The sequence below is a fragment of the Pectobacterium colocasium genome, assembly GCF_020181655.1.
Classification (GTDB): domain Bacteria; phylum Pseudomonadota; class Gammaproteobacteria; order Enterobacterales; family Enterobacteriaceae; genus Pectobacterium; species Pectobacterium colocasium.
This window is the reverse complement of sequence record NZ_CP084032.1, coordinates 545,064-561,569: the sequence shown is the minus strand read 5'-3', so window position 1 is coordinate 561,569 and position 16,506 is coordinate 545,064. Positions and strand designations below refer to the sequence as shown.

Sequence of the window (16,506 nt, the reverse complement as noted above, 5' to 3'; positions counted from 1 at the left end):
TGTTTTGAATACTACGTTCGGTTTTGAGTGCTAAGTTGGGTCTGGATGCGCTGACGGAGTGATTTCTTATCAATCTTGCCGACCGGCGTAACGGGCAAGGTGTCGATCATCTCGAAGCGGTCCGGCAGTTTGAATTCAGCAATACCCTGATTGCGAAGATATTTTCTCAACGTAATGGCTTTCAGCGAGGGATCGCTGACCACCAGAAAAGCGCAGCTCTTCTCGCCCATAACCGGATCGGGCATGGACACCAGCGCGGCATGAAGAATGCCATCATGCTTGAGCAACAGGTTTTCGATCTCTTCAGCGGCAATCTTTTCACCACCGCGGTTAATCTGATCTTTTTCCCGTCCGACCACGCGCAAATAGCCGTCTTCGGTCATCTGCACCACATCGCCCGAGTGGTAAAACCCTTCACTGTCGAAGGCGCGAGCGTTGTGTTCCGGACTGCGGTAATAGCCACGGAAGGTATACGGGCCGCGCGTCGCCAGCAGCCCCGCCTCGCCTCTCGGCACCGGATTACCGTCGATATCCAGCACCTTCACTTCATCGTCCGGGCTCATCGGGTAGCCCTGTGTCGTGAAGATATGCTCGTCGCTGTCGTCCAGCCGGGTGTAGTTCACCAGCCCTTCCGCCATGCCGAGCACCTGCTGTAGCTGGCAGCCCAGTACCGCCGGAATACGACGTGCGACGGTTTCACTCAGCTTCGCCCCGCCAACCTGCAAGATTTTCAGGCTACGCAGCGCGCCACCAAACTGTTCGGCCGCCTGGATCCACAATGCGGCAGCGGGCGGCACCAGCGAGGTAATATCGATCTGGTGGCGTTCGATCAGCGGGAAACAGGTCATCGCCCCTGGATCGGGCGCCAGCACGACGCGTCCACCGGCATAAAACACGCCGAGCGAACCGGGTGAACTTAACGGGAAGTTATGCGGTGCGGGCAAGGCGCACAGGTAGCGGGTTTGTGGCGTCAGCTCACAGATTTCCACGCTGCGGCGCACGCTGTAGTAGTAATCATCGTGGGTGCGGGGAATCAGCTTCGGCGTACCGGTACTGCCGCCAGAAAGCTGGAAGAAGGCAACCTGCCCTGACGCGGAAGGCTGATACTGGCTGGCTGAAGTGCACGGTTGCAACCAGCCTGACAGACTGTGCCCCAGCGGACTGTCGCCGAGCATCACCACCGTTTGCAGGCGGGGAACCTGCGTCTGTAGCCGATCCAGAAACTCGCCGTTGCCAAACAGCGGGTGTTCGGCCGAGGCGATCAGTAAGCGCGGTTCGATCTGCGTGGCGTATGACAGCAATTCCAGCTTGTTGTGGCTGAACAGCGCGTTAACTGGCGCGACGCCCATTTTCAGCAATGCAAAAAAGGTCAGGTAAAATTCAGCCACGTTCGGCAACTGCACCAATGCCGTGTCACCACAGCGCAGGCCGCTTTCCGTCAGGCGCGATGCCAGCGCGGAAGATTGCCGATCCAGCTCGCGATAGCTCCACTGGCGCTCGCCGCACACCACCGCAACGGCATCAGGTTGCGTCGTCAAATGGCGTTCCCAGGCATCCGTTAACGGCAAGCCGACCCAGTACCCTTTGTCGCGGTAACGCTGCGCCAGTTCCTCTGGCCAGGGCGTAAATTCAATGCTCATAGTCCATCCACACCAGAGTTAAGCCCAAACGCATTCAGCATCGTGTTTAATTTGGCGGCAGTTTCAGCCCATTCCTCCTCGGGGACTGACGCCTCAACAATGCCCGCACCGGCAAACAGGCGGACGTTATTGTTTTTGATGGTGCCGCAGCGAATCGCTATCGCCCATTCGCCATCGCCGTTGGCATCACACCAGCCGACAATGCCGCTGAATACGCCGCGATCGTGCGGTTCCAGTTCGGCGATCAGCTGGCGCGCGTCCTGCGTGGGGAAGCCGCACAGCGCGGGGGTAGGATGCAGTTGGCAGGCCACCTGAAGCGCCGTCATCTCTGGGTTCACCAGTTCACCGCTAATGGCGGTAGACAAGTGCCACATGGAGGCGGTGTGCATCAGCGCAGGCGCCGATGGCACCGTTAATGACGAGCAAAGCGGCATCAGACGTTGACGAATGTCATCCACCACCAGCTTGTGCTCGTGCTTGTCTTTGCTGGAATTCAGCAAGCGCTGGCTATTCAGGTAATCCAGATGTTCATCGTTCATCCGTCGTGCCGATCCCGCCAACGGGTTGGAAACAATGACGTTGCCCTGCTTACGCAGCAGCAGTTCCGGGCTAGCACCCAGTAAGATGGAACCATCAGGCAGCGGCAGCGAGAAGTGATAGCCACCCGCGTTCTGCACCATCAGGTTGTTGAGGATCGTTTGCGCCTTAACCGGACCCGTCAGCTCAATGTCCAGAATGCGTGACAGTACCGCTTTGCTCAGTTCACCGCGGCGGAAGCGCTCAACGGCCTCCGCCACGATAGACTTGAACTGACCTTTGTCTGGAACGCTGTTCAGCGTGAGAGCAGCAGGTGCTGCCGCCGTCTGCTTACGAGCACGACTGACGAGTTCAGATTTCGTCGTAACGGTATAATTATCAGGGATATAGAGACTAGAGGGTTGTGTGGTATCAAAAGGAATCGCCCCCACCACAATAGGCAGCGACTGCCCTGCCTGACGCGCCCGCTGGAACGCCTGCGCGATTGCAGAACTCAGCCCATCATTGTGCGAATCTGGAACGCAAACAGGGGACGAAATACGTTCAAATAAGCCGGAAGTCGAAAGGCTACGGTGTTCCGATGCATATAAAAAAGCGGTCTGTTCCGAATAAGTTAGCCCGCTAAATGTTTCAGCTTCTGTAATCAGTGTATCCACAAGGCAGCTCCTGCGCTCGCAAATTAAATACCAATGATTATTAAAATCATTATCATTTATATCAAGCGCAGTTAAATTACACTGAAGTAACGTGTTCGGTCAATCCTTCCACAGAATGCTTATTCACGCCCACTAAATAGGGGTTATATTGATGTTAATCAATTTTTTTGGGCATCTTTCATAACGGTTAATGATTAGCAATAGGAATGTATTGATTATAAAACCCACATCACAGATGATAATGAAAATACTTATCATTCATTGTCAGGAAAATTAAGCTGCGCTAGACTGCGCGAATATTTTACTAACTGTGTCTAAATGTGAGCCCGTCATGGATGAAAGCATGTACCGCCAGCACACCCGACCCGTTGTGCATCTGGCGCTGCTCATCAACATGCTTTCCCTCGGCAGCCTGATGATGGTGATGCCGTTAGGTCCCGATTTCATCAGCGCACTTTCCATGGATGCCAAGAACATCGGCTACATTAGCGGTGGCGCAACGTTTGCCTCCGCCATTGTCGGTTTCCTCGCCGCCCCTTATCTGGACAGATTTAACCGTAAACATGCTCTGATCGTTCTGCTGACGCTGCGCTTCAGCCTGACGGCGGCCTGCATGTTTGCCACCAGCCAAACCCATCTTTTAGTGCTGTTTATTCTGGCAGGTTGCGTCGCCGGACCGGCCTCTGGCGTGTTGATGGCTGCGGTTGTCGATATCGTGCCGGCCAACGAGCGCGGAAAGCAGTTGGCCTACGTCGGTATGAGTTTTTCACTCGCGGCCATTATCATCATGCCGCTGTCGCTGGAGTTAGCTCACCGCATTAACTGGCAAGCGCCGTTTTATATTTTCGGCCTCGGCGGCCTGCTGCTGGCGCTGTTAGTGCTGTGGCTCTTTCCTTCCATGCCGCCGACGCACCGATCTCAACCAAGCGCATCTCCCAGCACAGTACCCACTTCCGTATTGCACGATCTGCTGGCCTCCCCACTTTTCCTGTTGGGGCTGACGGTGGTTTCGCTACAAATGTTCGGCCATTTCCTGCTGATTCCCCATTTTTCCAACTACTTTCAGTTCAATCTGGCGTTCCCGCGGGATGATATTTCCCTGCTTTATCTCTGCGGCGGGCTGGCCAGTATGGTGACCATGCAGCTGTGCGGCAACCTGCTGGATCGAGGGTATGCCAGCCGGACGATCGTGGTGACGACGCTACTGCTGGCCGTTGTGATCCTCTGTGGTTTCGTTTTGCCTTTTTCGCTTTCCCTGTATCTGGTGTTCACCCTGTTCATGGCGCTCAGCGCAGCCCGCTCCAGCAGCACGCTGGCAATTACCGCCGGCATTCCGCTGCCGCATCAGCGCGCCGCGTTTATGTCCTATCAGGGCACTGCGGCCAACGTGGCATCAGGGCTTGCCAGCGTTGCCTCTGCCGCTTATCTGAGCACCTCCGTTGAAGGAAAAATTGATGGGTTCTCACAGCTCGCCGTCGCCAGCGCCGTATTTGCGCTGGCCGCCATGCTGCTAACGATGCGCCTGATTCCACTGCTGGCTGAACGCGGCCGGGAGATGGCTTCACAGCAGCCTGCCCAGACAATAGGGCAATAAACCGATCGATGTGGTCGGTAATACATGCAACACAGCACGCAATTTATTTATGGGGATGTTTTTTCCACTCTTTGATGGGGTCTTTGACATGCAGCTAAAACCGGAAAGTCGTTTTTCATATCATCATTTCCCACACAGCAAGGTGTATCGCGCCCTGCTGGTGACCGGGTTACTGGCACTGCCTGCACTTACACAGGCAGAAAACGCGGCAGATGAAAAAATCGTCGTGACAGCAACACAGACGAAGCACACCACGCTGAGCGCCCCCGCCAGCGTTTCTGTCATCACTCGTTCCGAGCTGGAAAAGATGTCGGTGAATAACGTTTCCGACGCGGTGAAAAAGCTGCCGGGCATTAACATCAATCCGTCATCAACCTATGGCCGTAACGAGATCAAGATCCGTGGCATGCGGGCAGACTACACGCTACTGCTGGTGAATGGTCGTCGAGTTAACTCACGTGAGGCGTTAACCAGCGACTACGCCAACGATTTTGATCTTACTTCACTCCCCGTATCCGCCATCGATCGTATTGAGGTGATCCGTGGCCCCATGTCATCCCTGTACGGAGCCGACGCGCTGGGCGGTGTAGTAAACGTAATTCTGCGCCAACCGGGGGAGAAAGCAACGGGTGAGATCGGCTATAACTTTGAAGCACCGACCGAAGGTTCCGGCGGCGACCATAACCGCCTAAACGGCTACGTCAGCGGCCCATTGATAGACAATACGCTGCTGGGCAGTCTGATTATTGATGGTGGCAAACGTGATGCCTGGCGTACAGAGCTCTCGAAAAACCCCAACACCGATGCGCGAGAAGAGCGTAAAAATACCAATCTATTAGGTAGCTTGACCTGGCTGATTGATGAACAGCAGAGTCTGGATTTTGATGCTACCTATGTCAAAGACGATCGTGACGTATATTGGAATGTGCGTAACGTAGCAAGACGTAATATACAGAAACTGGATCGTTTAGGACTTGGCTTGACGCACAACGGCAGTTGGGAAAATGTCGATACGCGACTGCGTTACTACTATGAAAATGTCAATCTGATGGATAACTCTGAGCTGAAAGGTGGCAGAGCAGATATCAGTCAGGATAACCACACTATAGACGGCCAGGTTTCTGGCTATCTGGGCGATCATCTGCTGACTGGCGGTGGTGAATACCTGCTGACATCATTAAAACATAGCATGTACCTACAAAATGGTGGGATCGATGTCAGCCAAGGCGCACTTTTCTTACAAGACGAATTTAAACTTGGCGATCTGGCATTAACCTTCGGAGGTCGTGTCGACCAGCATGAGGTCTACGGAACAGAATTTAGCCCTCGTGCCTATGCAACGTATAGTTTGACCGATAACTGGGTGATAAAAGGCGGTGTCAGCAAAGCCTATAAAGCCCCAACACTTTCGCAGTCGGTCAAAGGTTATGCTTTAGCCTCCTGTCAGGGAACATGCTTTATCCTTGGGAACCCTGACCTTAAGCCAGAGACAGCCATAAGTTATGAGTTAGGTACCGCCTACGAGGCTGAGCGATTTGGCGCAGGAGTCACATTATTTGATAATGACATCAAGGATATGATTCAAACCAATTCGCTAACACGAACCTATGAAAACGTGAATAAAGCACGAATTCAGGGGATTGAAACCTCATTCTGGATCGATCTGACAGAGGATCTGAACTGGACCACCAACTGGACCATCGTCGATGCCGAAGACCGCACCACCAGAAAGCGTCTGAAACAAACGCCGAAAAATACGGTTAACACGCAGTTGAACTGGCAGGCGCTGGATAATCTCTCGACCTACATATCCTATCAGTACGCGGGCAACCAATATCTGCGTGATAAAGAAGTACTTAGAACCAGAGGCTTTAATACCGTAGATATCGGTGCGACCTACACGCCAGTTAAAAACGTGGACCTGAAACTGGGTGTCACTAACCTGACCAACGAAAAACGGGACTACGTTGCCACCAACAACGACTACTTCCTGTCTGGACGTACGGTATACGGCGGCGTGAGCTATAAGTTCTGATGCCGATACGTGCTAATCAATAATGCTGAGCCCGCGAATTCGCGGGCTTTTTTAGCAACAGATAAACGTGGTGACGTCGTACTCTCTCAGCAGATACGCGCCTTTAAAGCGGCGTCCGGCATAAAACGTCGGCGTCAGATCGGTAAGCAGTTCCAGCTCGAACTCGCGTTTGGTGATATCCAACGCCACCAGCCTGGCATCCAGAAAATCAAAGTAGTGCCGCACCTGCGGGTAAAGCGCCTTGAACAGGCTTTCTTTAGCCGAGAAGCTTACCGTCAGCAAACAGCAGAACGATTCATCACGTTCCTGAAACCACTGGTATTCCTCATCACCGATGATGCCGGGCCACAGCGATTGCGCACGTTCATCGGACATGAATCCTTCGATATCAACCCCCACGCACGATAGCGTATCGCTACGCAAATGGGCAGCACAGAGTACACTGTCTTTATTATGGCTCAGCGACCCAGCAATATTTTCCGGCCACTGCGGTGAACGATCTTCCCCACTGCACAGCACAAACTCAGGGTGACCCAGTTTATTCAATACCTGTCTGGCAAGATAACGCCCGGCCAGAAACTCGGCGCGCCGTTTCGGCACAGCGCGCGCTAGCGCGTCAGGTAAAGGGATATTCGACGCAGCAAACAGCGCGTCGTCATAGGCAGACAAATGGAAATGGCAGCGAGCAGTAATACCTGGGTAGGTGGCACCGTCCGTTGCCCGTGGAAAAGTAATCCATTCAACATCATCAATAAAAGCAGAAAGCATGTCACTCCACTCAGGCAAGCATATCGCACCTGCATTCGGTAAACACTGCGTAGGCCACGCTTAATCCCTGATTATTGCAGGGATATAAACGAACAATGGGCGACTTTCGCCGCCCATCATCTCGCTACGGCAATAATGTCTGGTTACATGACAGGGCCCGGAAACGACGTAGTCACAAGGACTACAGAGCCAAAAAGAACCCTGCGATGCAGGCGCTCATCAGGTTAGAAAGCGTACCTGCCGCGACCGCTTTCAAACCAAAGCGGGCAATATCCTGACGCCGAGTCGGTGCCATACTGCCCAAACCTCCAATAAGGATAGCAATAGACGAAAGGTTAGCAAAGCCACAGAGCGCGAACGAAATCACAGCTTTGGTATGATCCGACAGAACCTGCAAACCCGCAGCAGCAACCACGTCATCCGCTTTCAGATACTGACTGAAATTCATGTAAGCCACGAATTCATTAACAATCAGTTTTTGCCCAATGAACGACCCCGCAACGGTGGCTTCATTCCACGGAATCCCTATCAGGAACGCAACAGGGGCGAAACACCAGCCGAGGATCAGTTCCAGCGACAGCTGCGGGTAGTCAAACCAGCCGCCGATCCCACCCAGAATACCGTTCAACACGGCGATCAAGGCGATAAACGCCAACAGCATCGCACCTACATTCAGCGCCAGCTGCATACCGGAAGCCGCGCCGCTTGCCGCCGCATCAATAACGTTAGCCGGGCGATCGTCTTCATCAACAAACCCAACCATCTTGTCATGGTCGTGCGTTTTTTCCGTTTCCGGCACCATCAGTTTGGCAAACAGCAACCCGCCAGGCGCCGCCATGAAGGATGCCGCTATCAGGTATTCCAGCGGTACACCCATCTGGGCATAACCCGCCATCACCGCACCCGCAATAGAGGCCAACCCGCCACACATCACCGCAAACAGCTCTGACTGCGTCATGTTGGCGATATACGGGCGAACCACCAACGGCGCTTCCGTTTGGCCGACAAAGATGTTAGCCGTTGCCGAGAGCGATTCAGTCCGGGAGGTTCCCAACAGTTTCTGCAATCCGCCACCCAGTACCTTGATGACCAACTGCATGATACCCATGTAGTAAAGCACGGCGATAAGGGAAGAGAAAAAGACGATAATCGGCAATACGCGCAGTGCGAAAACGAATCCGCCGCCGCCAAATACTTCGAACATTTTGTCGGAGACCAGACCGCCAAACATGAACGAAACACCTTGATTTCCGTAGGCGATAACGTTTGCTACACCGCCCGTCATGCCCTCCAGAATCTTGCGCCCGATGGGGACATACAGCACCAAAGCACCAATACCGATCTGAAGAATGAAAGCACCAACGACGGTGCGCAATCTGATAGCTTTACGGTTATTGGACAACATAACCGCGCACAGTATCAGAACAATCATGCCGATGAGACTCATAACGAGTTGCATGTGCAGTTCCCTATAACGCGTGAAAAAAAGTGAGAGCATAAAAAATCATATCGCCAGAACGGTAAGCACGCTCTGGCGAGCTGATTATAAAGACAGGCTCGTGAAGGTCGCTAACTTATGTCACAAATACATACAACATCGAACAGTCAAAAACACCAAAAGGTGATCTTAATCACAATTTTATGGTTAGTATATGAAATCAGAATGACTGTTTTGCCAGTTGTTACACAGAAATAAGAGAAAAACGGAAGCAAACCGCTCTCCGCGTAAGGAAAGCATCGTTGCGGAATAGCGAGTATCGTAACGGTAGCCGTGTTAGGCCAACATGAGCCGTCCAAACAACCGATGCGAATTCTGCCAGAGCGCCTCCGCAATCTCTTCAGGTGGCTCTGCGCGTAGATCACACAGCGAGTTAAACGCACACGAAATGCGCTCGGGTCGGTTTGGCTGCCCCTGATAGCCACTCATCGGCATATCGGGTGCATCGGTTTCCAGCAGCAGCCGATCTAACGGCAGTTGCGCAATCGCCTGGCGCGTTTTATTCGCCCTGTCATAGGTAATGGTTCCTCCGACGCCGATATAATAACCCAGCCGGATAAAGGCTTGCGCCTGCGCCAGACTCCCGGCAAACCCGTGGACCACACCGGTACGTGGCACGTCAATTCGGCGGAGTAATTGCGCCAACCTGTCGTGGCTACGCCGCGAATGCAGGATGGTCGGGAGATCGTATTTTTTCGCCAGCCGAAGCTGAGCCTCAAGGAAGGTAAGCTGCCGCTCGAACTGCGGTTCCGGCATATAGAGATCCAATCCAATCTCACCCACCGCCACCAGCCTGGAGGACAACTGGCGCAGTTCGTCTTCCAGACGAAGCAAGTCGCTCTCCTGATGTTCGGCAATATAAAGTGGGTGCAGACCAAGTGCAGCGTAAAGCGGTGAATAAGTGCGAGCAAGCGTCAACACGCGCTCAAAATACTGAGAAGCCACAGCAGGAATAATGATGCGTTCAACCCCGGCGTCTTGCGCCAGACGTAAACTTTCCGGTGCGGCATCGTAAAAAAGGGGGAAATCGAAATGACAGTGGGTGTCGATAAAACGGTATCGTTCAGAAGGCACGTCGTTTCTCTCCGTCAAGATTAGGCCCGTCAAGATGAGGCGACCTAATCTACGAGCAAGCCATACCCTGCCAAAGCCTCATGGCAGAACAGAACGTGTCGTCGCGGCAACGCCTCAGTGTAACGTGGTTTTCTCTGAGCATACCTCTTCGTGCGCTTTTCCGTAACCCTCTTGCACGACACCGGACAAGTAATCGTTGCTCCCTTCCAGCCAGGCACAGTCGCTGTCAAACCAATCGGCCCACAGCGCCAGAAAATTCCCTTTCCACTGTTTCCATTTGCCAACAACGATATCGCTATTCATCATAAACCTCCTGATAAACTGTCGAAATGCAGCAAATACGCGGGGCGTATCAGTAAAAGATAGTCTGCCAGTAGAAGATAGTGCGTCACTAGAAAATAGTGTGCCGGTAAAATGTGACAGCCGCATGGCGCGGCTGTGTGCTCTGTATGACATTTCTTTCATAGAAAGAATGAAGAATACTTTGTGCTACGGCCGTTTTCGACCCGTGAACAAGCTAAGCAGAAACAGAATAATACCGACCACAAAGACAATTTTCGCCGCGCCAGCTGCGGTACCGGCCAGACCACCGAAACCCAGTGCTGCCGCGATCAGTGCGATAACTAAAAATATAATGCCCCAACGAAACATACGCTCTCCTTACCAGACAAAATGAAAAATAATCATGGTGGTCATCCTGACGCGGTACTGCGTCCTGACTGCGTATCCACAGATCGTGTTTTATTATGCGGATTAGGTAAGGTTATCCGCTATCACGGATAACCTTGTGTGAAACCGCTATTTTTAATAATAGCTATGTTTGAAATAACGAGGATTATTTAACGGTCAGGTCGTTCTTGACGCTTTTCACACCGTCAACGGCCTTCGCAATACTTTCGGCACGGTCGGACTGTGCTTTGTTGTCCACTTCACCGCTCAGTAATACAACGCCTTCCTGCGTTTCAACTTTCACTTTACGCGATGGGACAATGTCATCCGCCAACAGTTTGGCCTTAATCGTGCTGGTCACCACTGCATCATCGGCATACGCGCCAACCGACTGTGATGGGTTATCTTTCACCTGCAATTTGTCGCTGACGGACTCGACGCCCTCAACCTGCGTGGCAATTTCCACCGCGCGAGTGCTGAGTGCCTGACTGCTTACAAACCCGCTCAACGTAACGACACCTTTGGACGTTTCGACGGAAATATCGCTGCTGGTAATCGATTTGTCTTCCAGCAACGCACTCTTCACTTTTGCCGTGATCGCGCTGTCGCTCATGTAGTCAGATGCTTTGTTAGCGGAACTATCGATTTTTGCACCCGTTGTATCCGCGATACGTTCTACTTTCTGCCCTAACGTTTCTTCGGCCATCGCACCACCAGCCAGAATAGAACCCAGAGCAACTACGATCAGCGATTGTTTCAGTGTGGTCTTTTTCATCGATGTCTTCCTTCTTATGCTCTCTATAAACCCGAAATACGCTATTTTGGGCCACGTTAACGCCTGCACAGCCATCAACAAATCAAGGTGATAATGGCGCGTCCAACGCTCCGATGATTCACTCTTCTTGCATGAAAAAATCAGAGCATTGAATTGCAAAGGCGAAACAAATCAAAACAATGAACCAACTTAAATTACGTTAACAGTTGAACACGCTAAATAAGTTAACACGCTGTTAACTATAGCCCACAGAATGAAAAATCACAGAGGAACGAGGGAAAATGCACAGCAATTCAGATTTGTCTGTGGCACCAGAATGAAAAGGTATAACTTGCAGAATAGACATGTAATACATTGTTTTTTAATGCATTTAAAAATAAAAAACCCGGCTGTTTTTGGTCTAAAACCAAACATAGCCGGGTAATGATTATGTTAACAACGTGGTCACTATTTAGACGACGCAGCCACGATGATTGCCGTGAAACCGCGGCATATCAATCCATCTTGTTGTGAACCGATCCCGTTATAAACCTGCGTGTCGTGATAAAAATTAATGTTGCGATAAAAATTAATGCTCGCGTGTTTGATGGAACGTCACTTCTGGGTAGCGTTCCCGTGTCAGGTTCAGGTTCACCATCGTCGGTGCCACATAGGCCAGATTATCCCCACCATCCAGTGCCAGATGCAGTTCGTTCTTACGCTTAAACTCTTCGAATTTCTTCACGTCGCTGCACTCCACCCAACGCGCCGTAGAAACGTTCACCGACTCGTAAATCGCCTCAACGTTATATTCCGTTTTCAGACGGGCAACCACCACATCGAACTGCAGCACGCCGACCGCACCCACGATAAGGTCGTTATTGGTCAATGGACGGAAGACCTGCACCGCACCTTCTTCAGACAGCTGTACCAGCCCTTTCAGCAGCTGTTTCTGCTTGAGCGGATCGCGCAGGCGGATACGACGGAACAGTTCCGGCGCAAAGTTAGGAATGCCGGTGAATTTCATGTCTTCACCCTGCGTAAACGTATCGCCAATCTGAATAGTGCCGTGGTTGTGTAACCCGATGATATCGCCCGGATAGGCTTCTTCAATGTGGGAACGGTCACCCGCCATAAAGGTCAACGCGTCTGAAATCACCACGTCTTTACCCGTACGAACCTGACGCAGCTTCATGCTTTTTTCATATTTCCCGGACACCACGCGCATAAACGCCACGCGGTCACGGTGTTTCGGATCCATATTGGCCTGAATCTTAAACACAAAGCCGGTGAATTTCTCTTCCGCCGCCGTAACTTCACGGGTATCCGTTTTACGCGGCATCGGCGCAGGTGCCCAGGCAACCAGGCCGTCCAGCATGTGGTCAACGCCAAAGTTACCCAACGCCGTACCAAAGAACACCGGCGTCAGTTCACCGGCCAGAAACGCGTCCAGCTCAAATTCGTGCGATGCCCCTTTCACCAGTTCCAGCTCTTCACGCAGCTGTGCAGCCAGTTCTTCACCAACAGCGGTATCCAGCTCTGGGTTATCCAGCCCTTTAACGATGCGTACTTCCTGAATCGTATGGCCTTTACCCGTCTGGTACAGATAGGTTTCATCTTTATAAAGGTGGTACACGCCTTTGAACAGTTTGCCGCAGCCAATCGGCCAGGTAATCGGCGCACAGGCAATTTTAAGCTCGCTCTCGACTTCATCCAGCACTTCCATCGGATCGCGGATGTCACGGTCAAGTTTGTTCATGAACGTCAGAATCGGGGTATCGCGCAGACGCGTGACTTCCATCAGCTTGCGCGTACGATCTTCGACCCCTTTTGCAGCGTCGATCACCATCAGGCAGCAGTCCACCGCCGTCAGCGTACGATAGGTATCTTCGGAGAAGTCTTCGTGCCCTGGGGTATCGAGCAGATTAACCAGACAATCACGGTAAGGAAACTGCATCACGGACGTGGTGATGGAGATACCACGCTGCTTTTCCATCTCCATCCAGTCAGATTTTGCATGCTGGTTCGAACCACGCCCTTTTACCGTACCGGCAGTCTGGATCGCCTGTCCGAACAGCAGCACCTTTTCGGTAATCGTGGTTTTACCGGCATCGGGGTGAGAAATAATAGCGAACGTTCTTCTTTTGGAGACTTCGCGGGCGTATTCACTTGGAGACATGATTTTCAGGTTTCTTTTGTTAGCCACCCGGCGTCAGCATCAAGTCAACAACACACCGATGGCAGATCGTCAGGCAAAGCAGAAATAAACGGTAGCCAAGCATTTTCCCTGATTTAACGTGCAGACACAATCGGTGATGGCATAAACCGCAAAGTCGCTGCCTTTACCCGACACACCTCAGCCTTCCACAGACAATAATACCGGAATAAATTATTTATAAAGTTACCATCCCTCTTTGCCGATAATATTCAGGTTAATATTTAACCACTTGATCGCACTTAAGGAGAGAGTATGAGCTTGTCTGTAAATAATACGGGTTATAGCAATTCTCAAGCCCAAAGCACCGCACGATCATCAACGACCACCCTGTCCGCTGCCGCGCCTTCAACAACGACCACAACAGATTCTGCAAAAATCGTCGACCCTATTACCGGCAAAACCTTCATCTTACCTAAAGGCGTAGAAATCTCAGAGGAAGCCCTCGCGCGTATGAGGGAAGAGTTTGCTGATACACCGATTTTGGGCCGCGAAGATGAAGAAAAAGCGCTAGAAGCGATGAAAACGGCGAGAGCTCGTGAGCTTGAACGGCAAAGCAATGCTGCCAGCCTTCCTCCCGGATATATCAATGTCTCTGCTGATAATATCGGCACGCACGAAATGACCATCGGATTGTGGTCAAACCATCTCAAAGAGGATAGCGGTATCAGTAAAGAGGAATTTCTCGGCCTCGTTAAAACAGCCTTATCTTCCCCGCCGGATGTCAGTCTGTGGAGCTACACCACAGATAGTATGGAGATCGCCATTACTGCCAGTAAACTAGAGACATTGAAAAATCGCTATGTTGACAGCGATTATCAGTATCAGGCAGATCAGGATATTCAGGGCGTTATACAATTCAAATCTGATGCGCTGAGTAATTTGGAAAAAAATCTCCTGCAAGATGAATATCAGCGCAGCGTCGACGCGGGAGACACCGATAAGGCGAATACCACATTTCTGGAACTGCAAAAGAATGCAGAAGGTACCTCTGCCACCCAACTTCAGCGCCAGCAGATTTTCTCGCTAGCAGCCTCAACCGATGTGTCTTCCTGGTTCGGTAACTTTCGCGACTACATTGCCTCTTCAAACTTCGATCGCTATACCAAAAGCGAGTACAACTCGATTGTCAGCGCATTCTATAAACACTGGATAACTTTCCAGGAAGGCCTGAAATAGCCGCGTAGACCCCGTAGAAGCAGATCGTTTTTACGGGGTGTCGTCAACGCATCAGAGGCGTTCCTCTTATTCATCCTTTCTCACAGCCGCGCTATCGTTCGTCCGCGTATCGCTCTCAGCGTCGTCCCCTTCTTCTTTCACTGGCGTACTCGCCGTAAGAAAGTAAGGCGATTGTTGCCAGCGGGTACGACGATTCTGCAACAGCGTGCGGGTCAGAATGATGCCGATAGCCAGCGAAAGCAAAATCATCAAACGTAGGATATTGGTCGTGTTATCCACCTGTCTGGCTTCGGTCGCCAGCACATGGGTATCTAAGGTGATACGCAGGAAGCCGATAGGCCCTTCTTTCCCCTCAATCGGCTGCACCAGTTGATGGTTAAAGTAGCTACCGACCCGATTGCCGTCCAACGCCAGTCGATCTCGCAGTTGCACCTGTTCACCAACATGCGCCACCAGCGAGCCGTCCTGCTGATACACGCCGGCATCCAAAATACGGCTGTGGTCGGTAAGCTGTTTGAGGATGGTATTAATCTTTTGGCTATTATCATCCACGCTCCCCATCAACGGAGAAAGGCTGTAAGCCACCTGTCTGGAGAGCGTACGCGCCAGATCTTCAACCTGTTCAGATCGCGCCATCTGGTGGCTCAAACTGAAATAGGACGCACCTTGCATTAATACCACCAGCAGGGCGAGACAAATCAGCACAATTGCCGTGCGGTGTAGACGAAATTTCACCCGGGCGCGAACCATGATAATCCTTACACGTTTTGGATACTTTCATGTTGCCAGAAGCGCCGACGATAGGATAGCTTGTTGCCCAGTTTTTGGAGGGATATGTTTGGTCGACGCCACATCCCTCTTTATCGCACGACTTTATCGCATTACTGCCAGCAGAGGATTTACCCCATGTCGAATAGTCTGACCTATCGTGATCTTCCTGATGAGATCAACTGTTGGCCGGGACTGCCATTATCACTGAGCGGTGATGAAGTGATGCCGCTTGACTACCGCGCTGGCGACACTGGCTGGCTTATTTATAGCGACGTCCTCGATAAAAACCTGATTTCCCGCTACCAGCGTAAACTGGGCAGCGCAATGGTTATCGTGAGCGCCTGGAACGTGGGCGATTATCAGGTTGTGCGTTTAGCTGGCACGCTGACGCCACGCGCTACCAAGCTGGCACACGAGCTGGGTATTGATGTCGCGGCCATGCGTAACGCACCGACGCTGCGTGCGCCGGGTTTACTGGTCATGGACATGGATTCCACCGCGATTCAGATCGAATGTATTGATGAAATCGCCAAGCTGGCAGGCACAGGCGAACTGGTCGCTGAAGTCACCGAACGCGCGATGCGCGGCGAGTTGGATTTCGCTGCCAGCCTGCGTCAGCGCGTGGGGACATTAAAAGGTGCCGACGCCAATATTTTAAAAACGGTACTTAAGACGCTGCCACTGATGCCAGGCCTGCGTAATATGGTTAGCCAGCTTCAGGAAGCAGGCTGGCACGTTGCCATTGCATCGGGCGGATTTACCTACTTTGCCGATTATTTGCGTGATGAGCTAGGCCTGGTGGCCGCCGTTGCCAACGAATTAGGTATGCAAGACGGTAAGCTGACTGGCGACGTCATAGGTCAGATTGTCGATGCAAAACATAAAGCGACTACACTGCAACAGTTGGCGGAAAAGCTGGAAATCCCAATGCATCAGACCGTGGCGATTGGTGACGGCGCGAACGATCTGCCGATGATCAAGGCAGCCAGCTTAGGCATTGCCTATCACGCCAAACCCAAGGTCAATGAACAATCTGCGGTGACCATCCGTCATGCCGATCTGACCGGAGTGCTGTGCATTCTCAGCGGCAGTATGAGACACGAAAAGCGTTAATCA

14 protein-coding genes are annotated in these 16,506 nt (G+C 52.0%); 4 read left to right on the top strand and 10 right to left on the bottom strand.

Annotation, left to right across the window (positions count from 1 at the left end; translation table 11 throughout):
- Positions 1-11 precede the first annotated feature (11 nt).
- Positions 12-1,640 (bottom strand): (2,3-dihydroxybenzoyl)adenylate synthase, encoded by a 1,629-nt coding sequence (locus tag LCF41_RS02600; RefSeq protein ID WP_225086762.1) that lies wholly within the window; start codon positions 1,638-1,640, stop codon positions 12-14.
- The gene (locus LCF41_RS02595) at positions 1,637-2,833 is read right to left on the bottom strand and encodes an isochorismate synthase (RefSeq protein ID WP_225086761.1); all 1,197 of its coding nucleotides are present in this window, start codon (positions 2,831-2,833) and stop codon (positions 1,637-1,639) included. The genes LCF41_RS02600 and LCF41_RS02595 overlap by 4 nt, the downstream gene beginning before the upstream one ends.
- Before the next feature lie 331 nt (positions 2,834-3,164).
- Here LCF41_RS02595 and LCF41_RS02590 point away from each other — a divergent pair, with 331 nt between their 5' ends.
- Entirely contained in the window at positions 3,165-4,427 is a 1,263-nt protein-coding gene (locus LCF41_RS02590) for an MFS transporter (protein WP_225086760.1), read from the top strand.
- A gap of 88 nt (positions 4,428-4,515) precedes the next feature.
- Positions 4,516-6,462, top strand: coding sequence for a TonB-dependent receptor domain-containing protein (locus LCF41_RS02585; protein ID WP_225086759.1), 1,947 nt, complete (start codon positions 4,516-4,518; stop codon positions 6,460-6,462).
- 51 nt (positions 6,463-6,513) lie between these two features.
- On the opposite strand, the gene LCF41_RS02580 is transcribed toward LCF41_RS02585, so the two are convergent.
- The 7 genes from LCF41_RS02580 to prfC all read right to left on the bottom strand — a co-directional run bounded on the left by LCF41_RS02580 (position 6,514) and on the right by prfC (position 13,404).
- Positions 6,514-7,230, bottom strand: coding sequence for a 4'-phosphopantetheinyl transferase family protein (locus tag LCF41_RS02580; RefSeq protein ID WP_225086758.1), 717 nt, complete (start codon positions 7,228-7,230; stop codon positions 6,514-6,516).
- A 181-nt stretch (positions 7,231-7,411) separates the two neighbouring features.
- The gene (locus LCF41_RS02575; RefSeq protein WP_225086757.1) at positions 7,412-8,689 is read right to left on the bottom strand and encodes a NupC/NupG family nucleoside CNT transporter; all 1,278 of its coding nucleotides are present in this window, start codon (positions 8,687-8,689) and stop codon (positions 7,412-7,414) included.
- A 315-nt stretch (positions 8,690-9,004) separates the two neighbouring features.
- Positions 9,005-9,802, bottom strand: coding sequence for a TatD family hydrolase (locus tag LCF41_RS02570; RefSeq protein WP_225086756.1), 798 nt, complete (start codon positions 9,800-9,802; stop codon positions 9,005-9,007).
- 114 nt (positions 9,803-9,916) lie between these two features.
- Positions 9,917-10,105 carry a CsbD family protein gene (locus LCF41_RS02565; protein WP_225088084.1) on the bottom strand — a complete coding sequence of 63 codons (189 nt, stop codon included), beginning with the start codon at positions 10,103-10,105 and terminating at the stop codon, positions 9,917-9,919.
- A gap of 186 nt (positions 10,106-10,291) precedes the next feature.
- The gene (locus LCF41_RS02560; RefSeq protein ID WP_012773166.1) at positions 10,292-10,453 is read right to left on the bottom strand and encodes a DUF1328 domain-containing protein; all 162 of its coding nucleotides are present in this window, start codon (positions 10,451-10,453) and stop codon (positions 10,292-10,294) included.
- Between the two features lie 184 nt (positions 10,454-10,637).
- Positions 10,638-11,246 (bottom strand): molecular chaperone OsmY, encoded by a 609-nt coding sequence (gene osmY / locus LCF41_RS02555; protein ID WP_225086755.1) that lies wholly within the window; start codon positions 11,244-11,246, stop codon positions 10,638-10,640.
- A 568-nt stretch (positions 11,247-11,814) separates the two neighbouring features.
- Positions 11,815-13,404, bottom strand: a complete 1,590-nt coding sequence (gene prfC, locus LCF41_RS02550) for a peptide chain release factor 3 (protein ID WP_225086754.1) — start codon at positions 13,402-13,404, stop codon at positions 11,815-11,817.
- Positions 13,405-13,695: 291 nt separating this feature from the next.
- Here prfC and LCF41_RS02545 point away from each other — a divergent pair, with 291 nt between their 5' ends.
- On the top strand, positions 13,696-14,619 hold the full coding sequence (locus LCF41_RS02545) for a hypothetical protein (protein ID WP_225086753.1): 924 nt from the start codon (positions 13,696-13,698) through the stop codon (positions 14,617-14,619).
- Between the two features lie 66 nt (positions 14,620-14,685).
- Here the strand turns inward: LCF41_RS02545 and LCF41_RS02540 are convergent, their stop codons facing one another.
- The gene (locus LCF41_RS02540) at positions 14,686-15,369 is read right to left on the bottom strand and encodes a YtjB family periplasmic protein (RefSeq protein WP_225086752.1); all 684 of its coding nucleotides are present in this window, start codon (positions 15,367-15,369) and stop codon (positions 14,686-14,688) included.
- 156 nt (positions 15,370-15,525) lie between these two features.
- On the opposite strand from LCF41_RS02540, the gene serB reads away from it, so the two are divergent.
- Positions 15,526-16,503, top strand: a complete 978-nt coding sequence (gene serB, locus LCF41_RS02535; RefSeq protein WP_225086751.1) for a phosphoserine phosphatase — start codon at positions 15,526-15,528, stop codon at positions 16,501-16,503.
- The last annotated feature ends 3 nt before the right edge of the window (positions 16,504-16,506 follow it).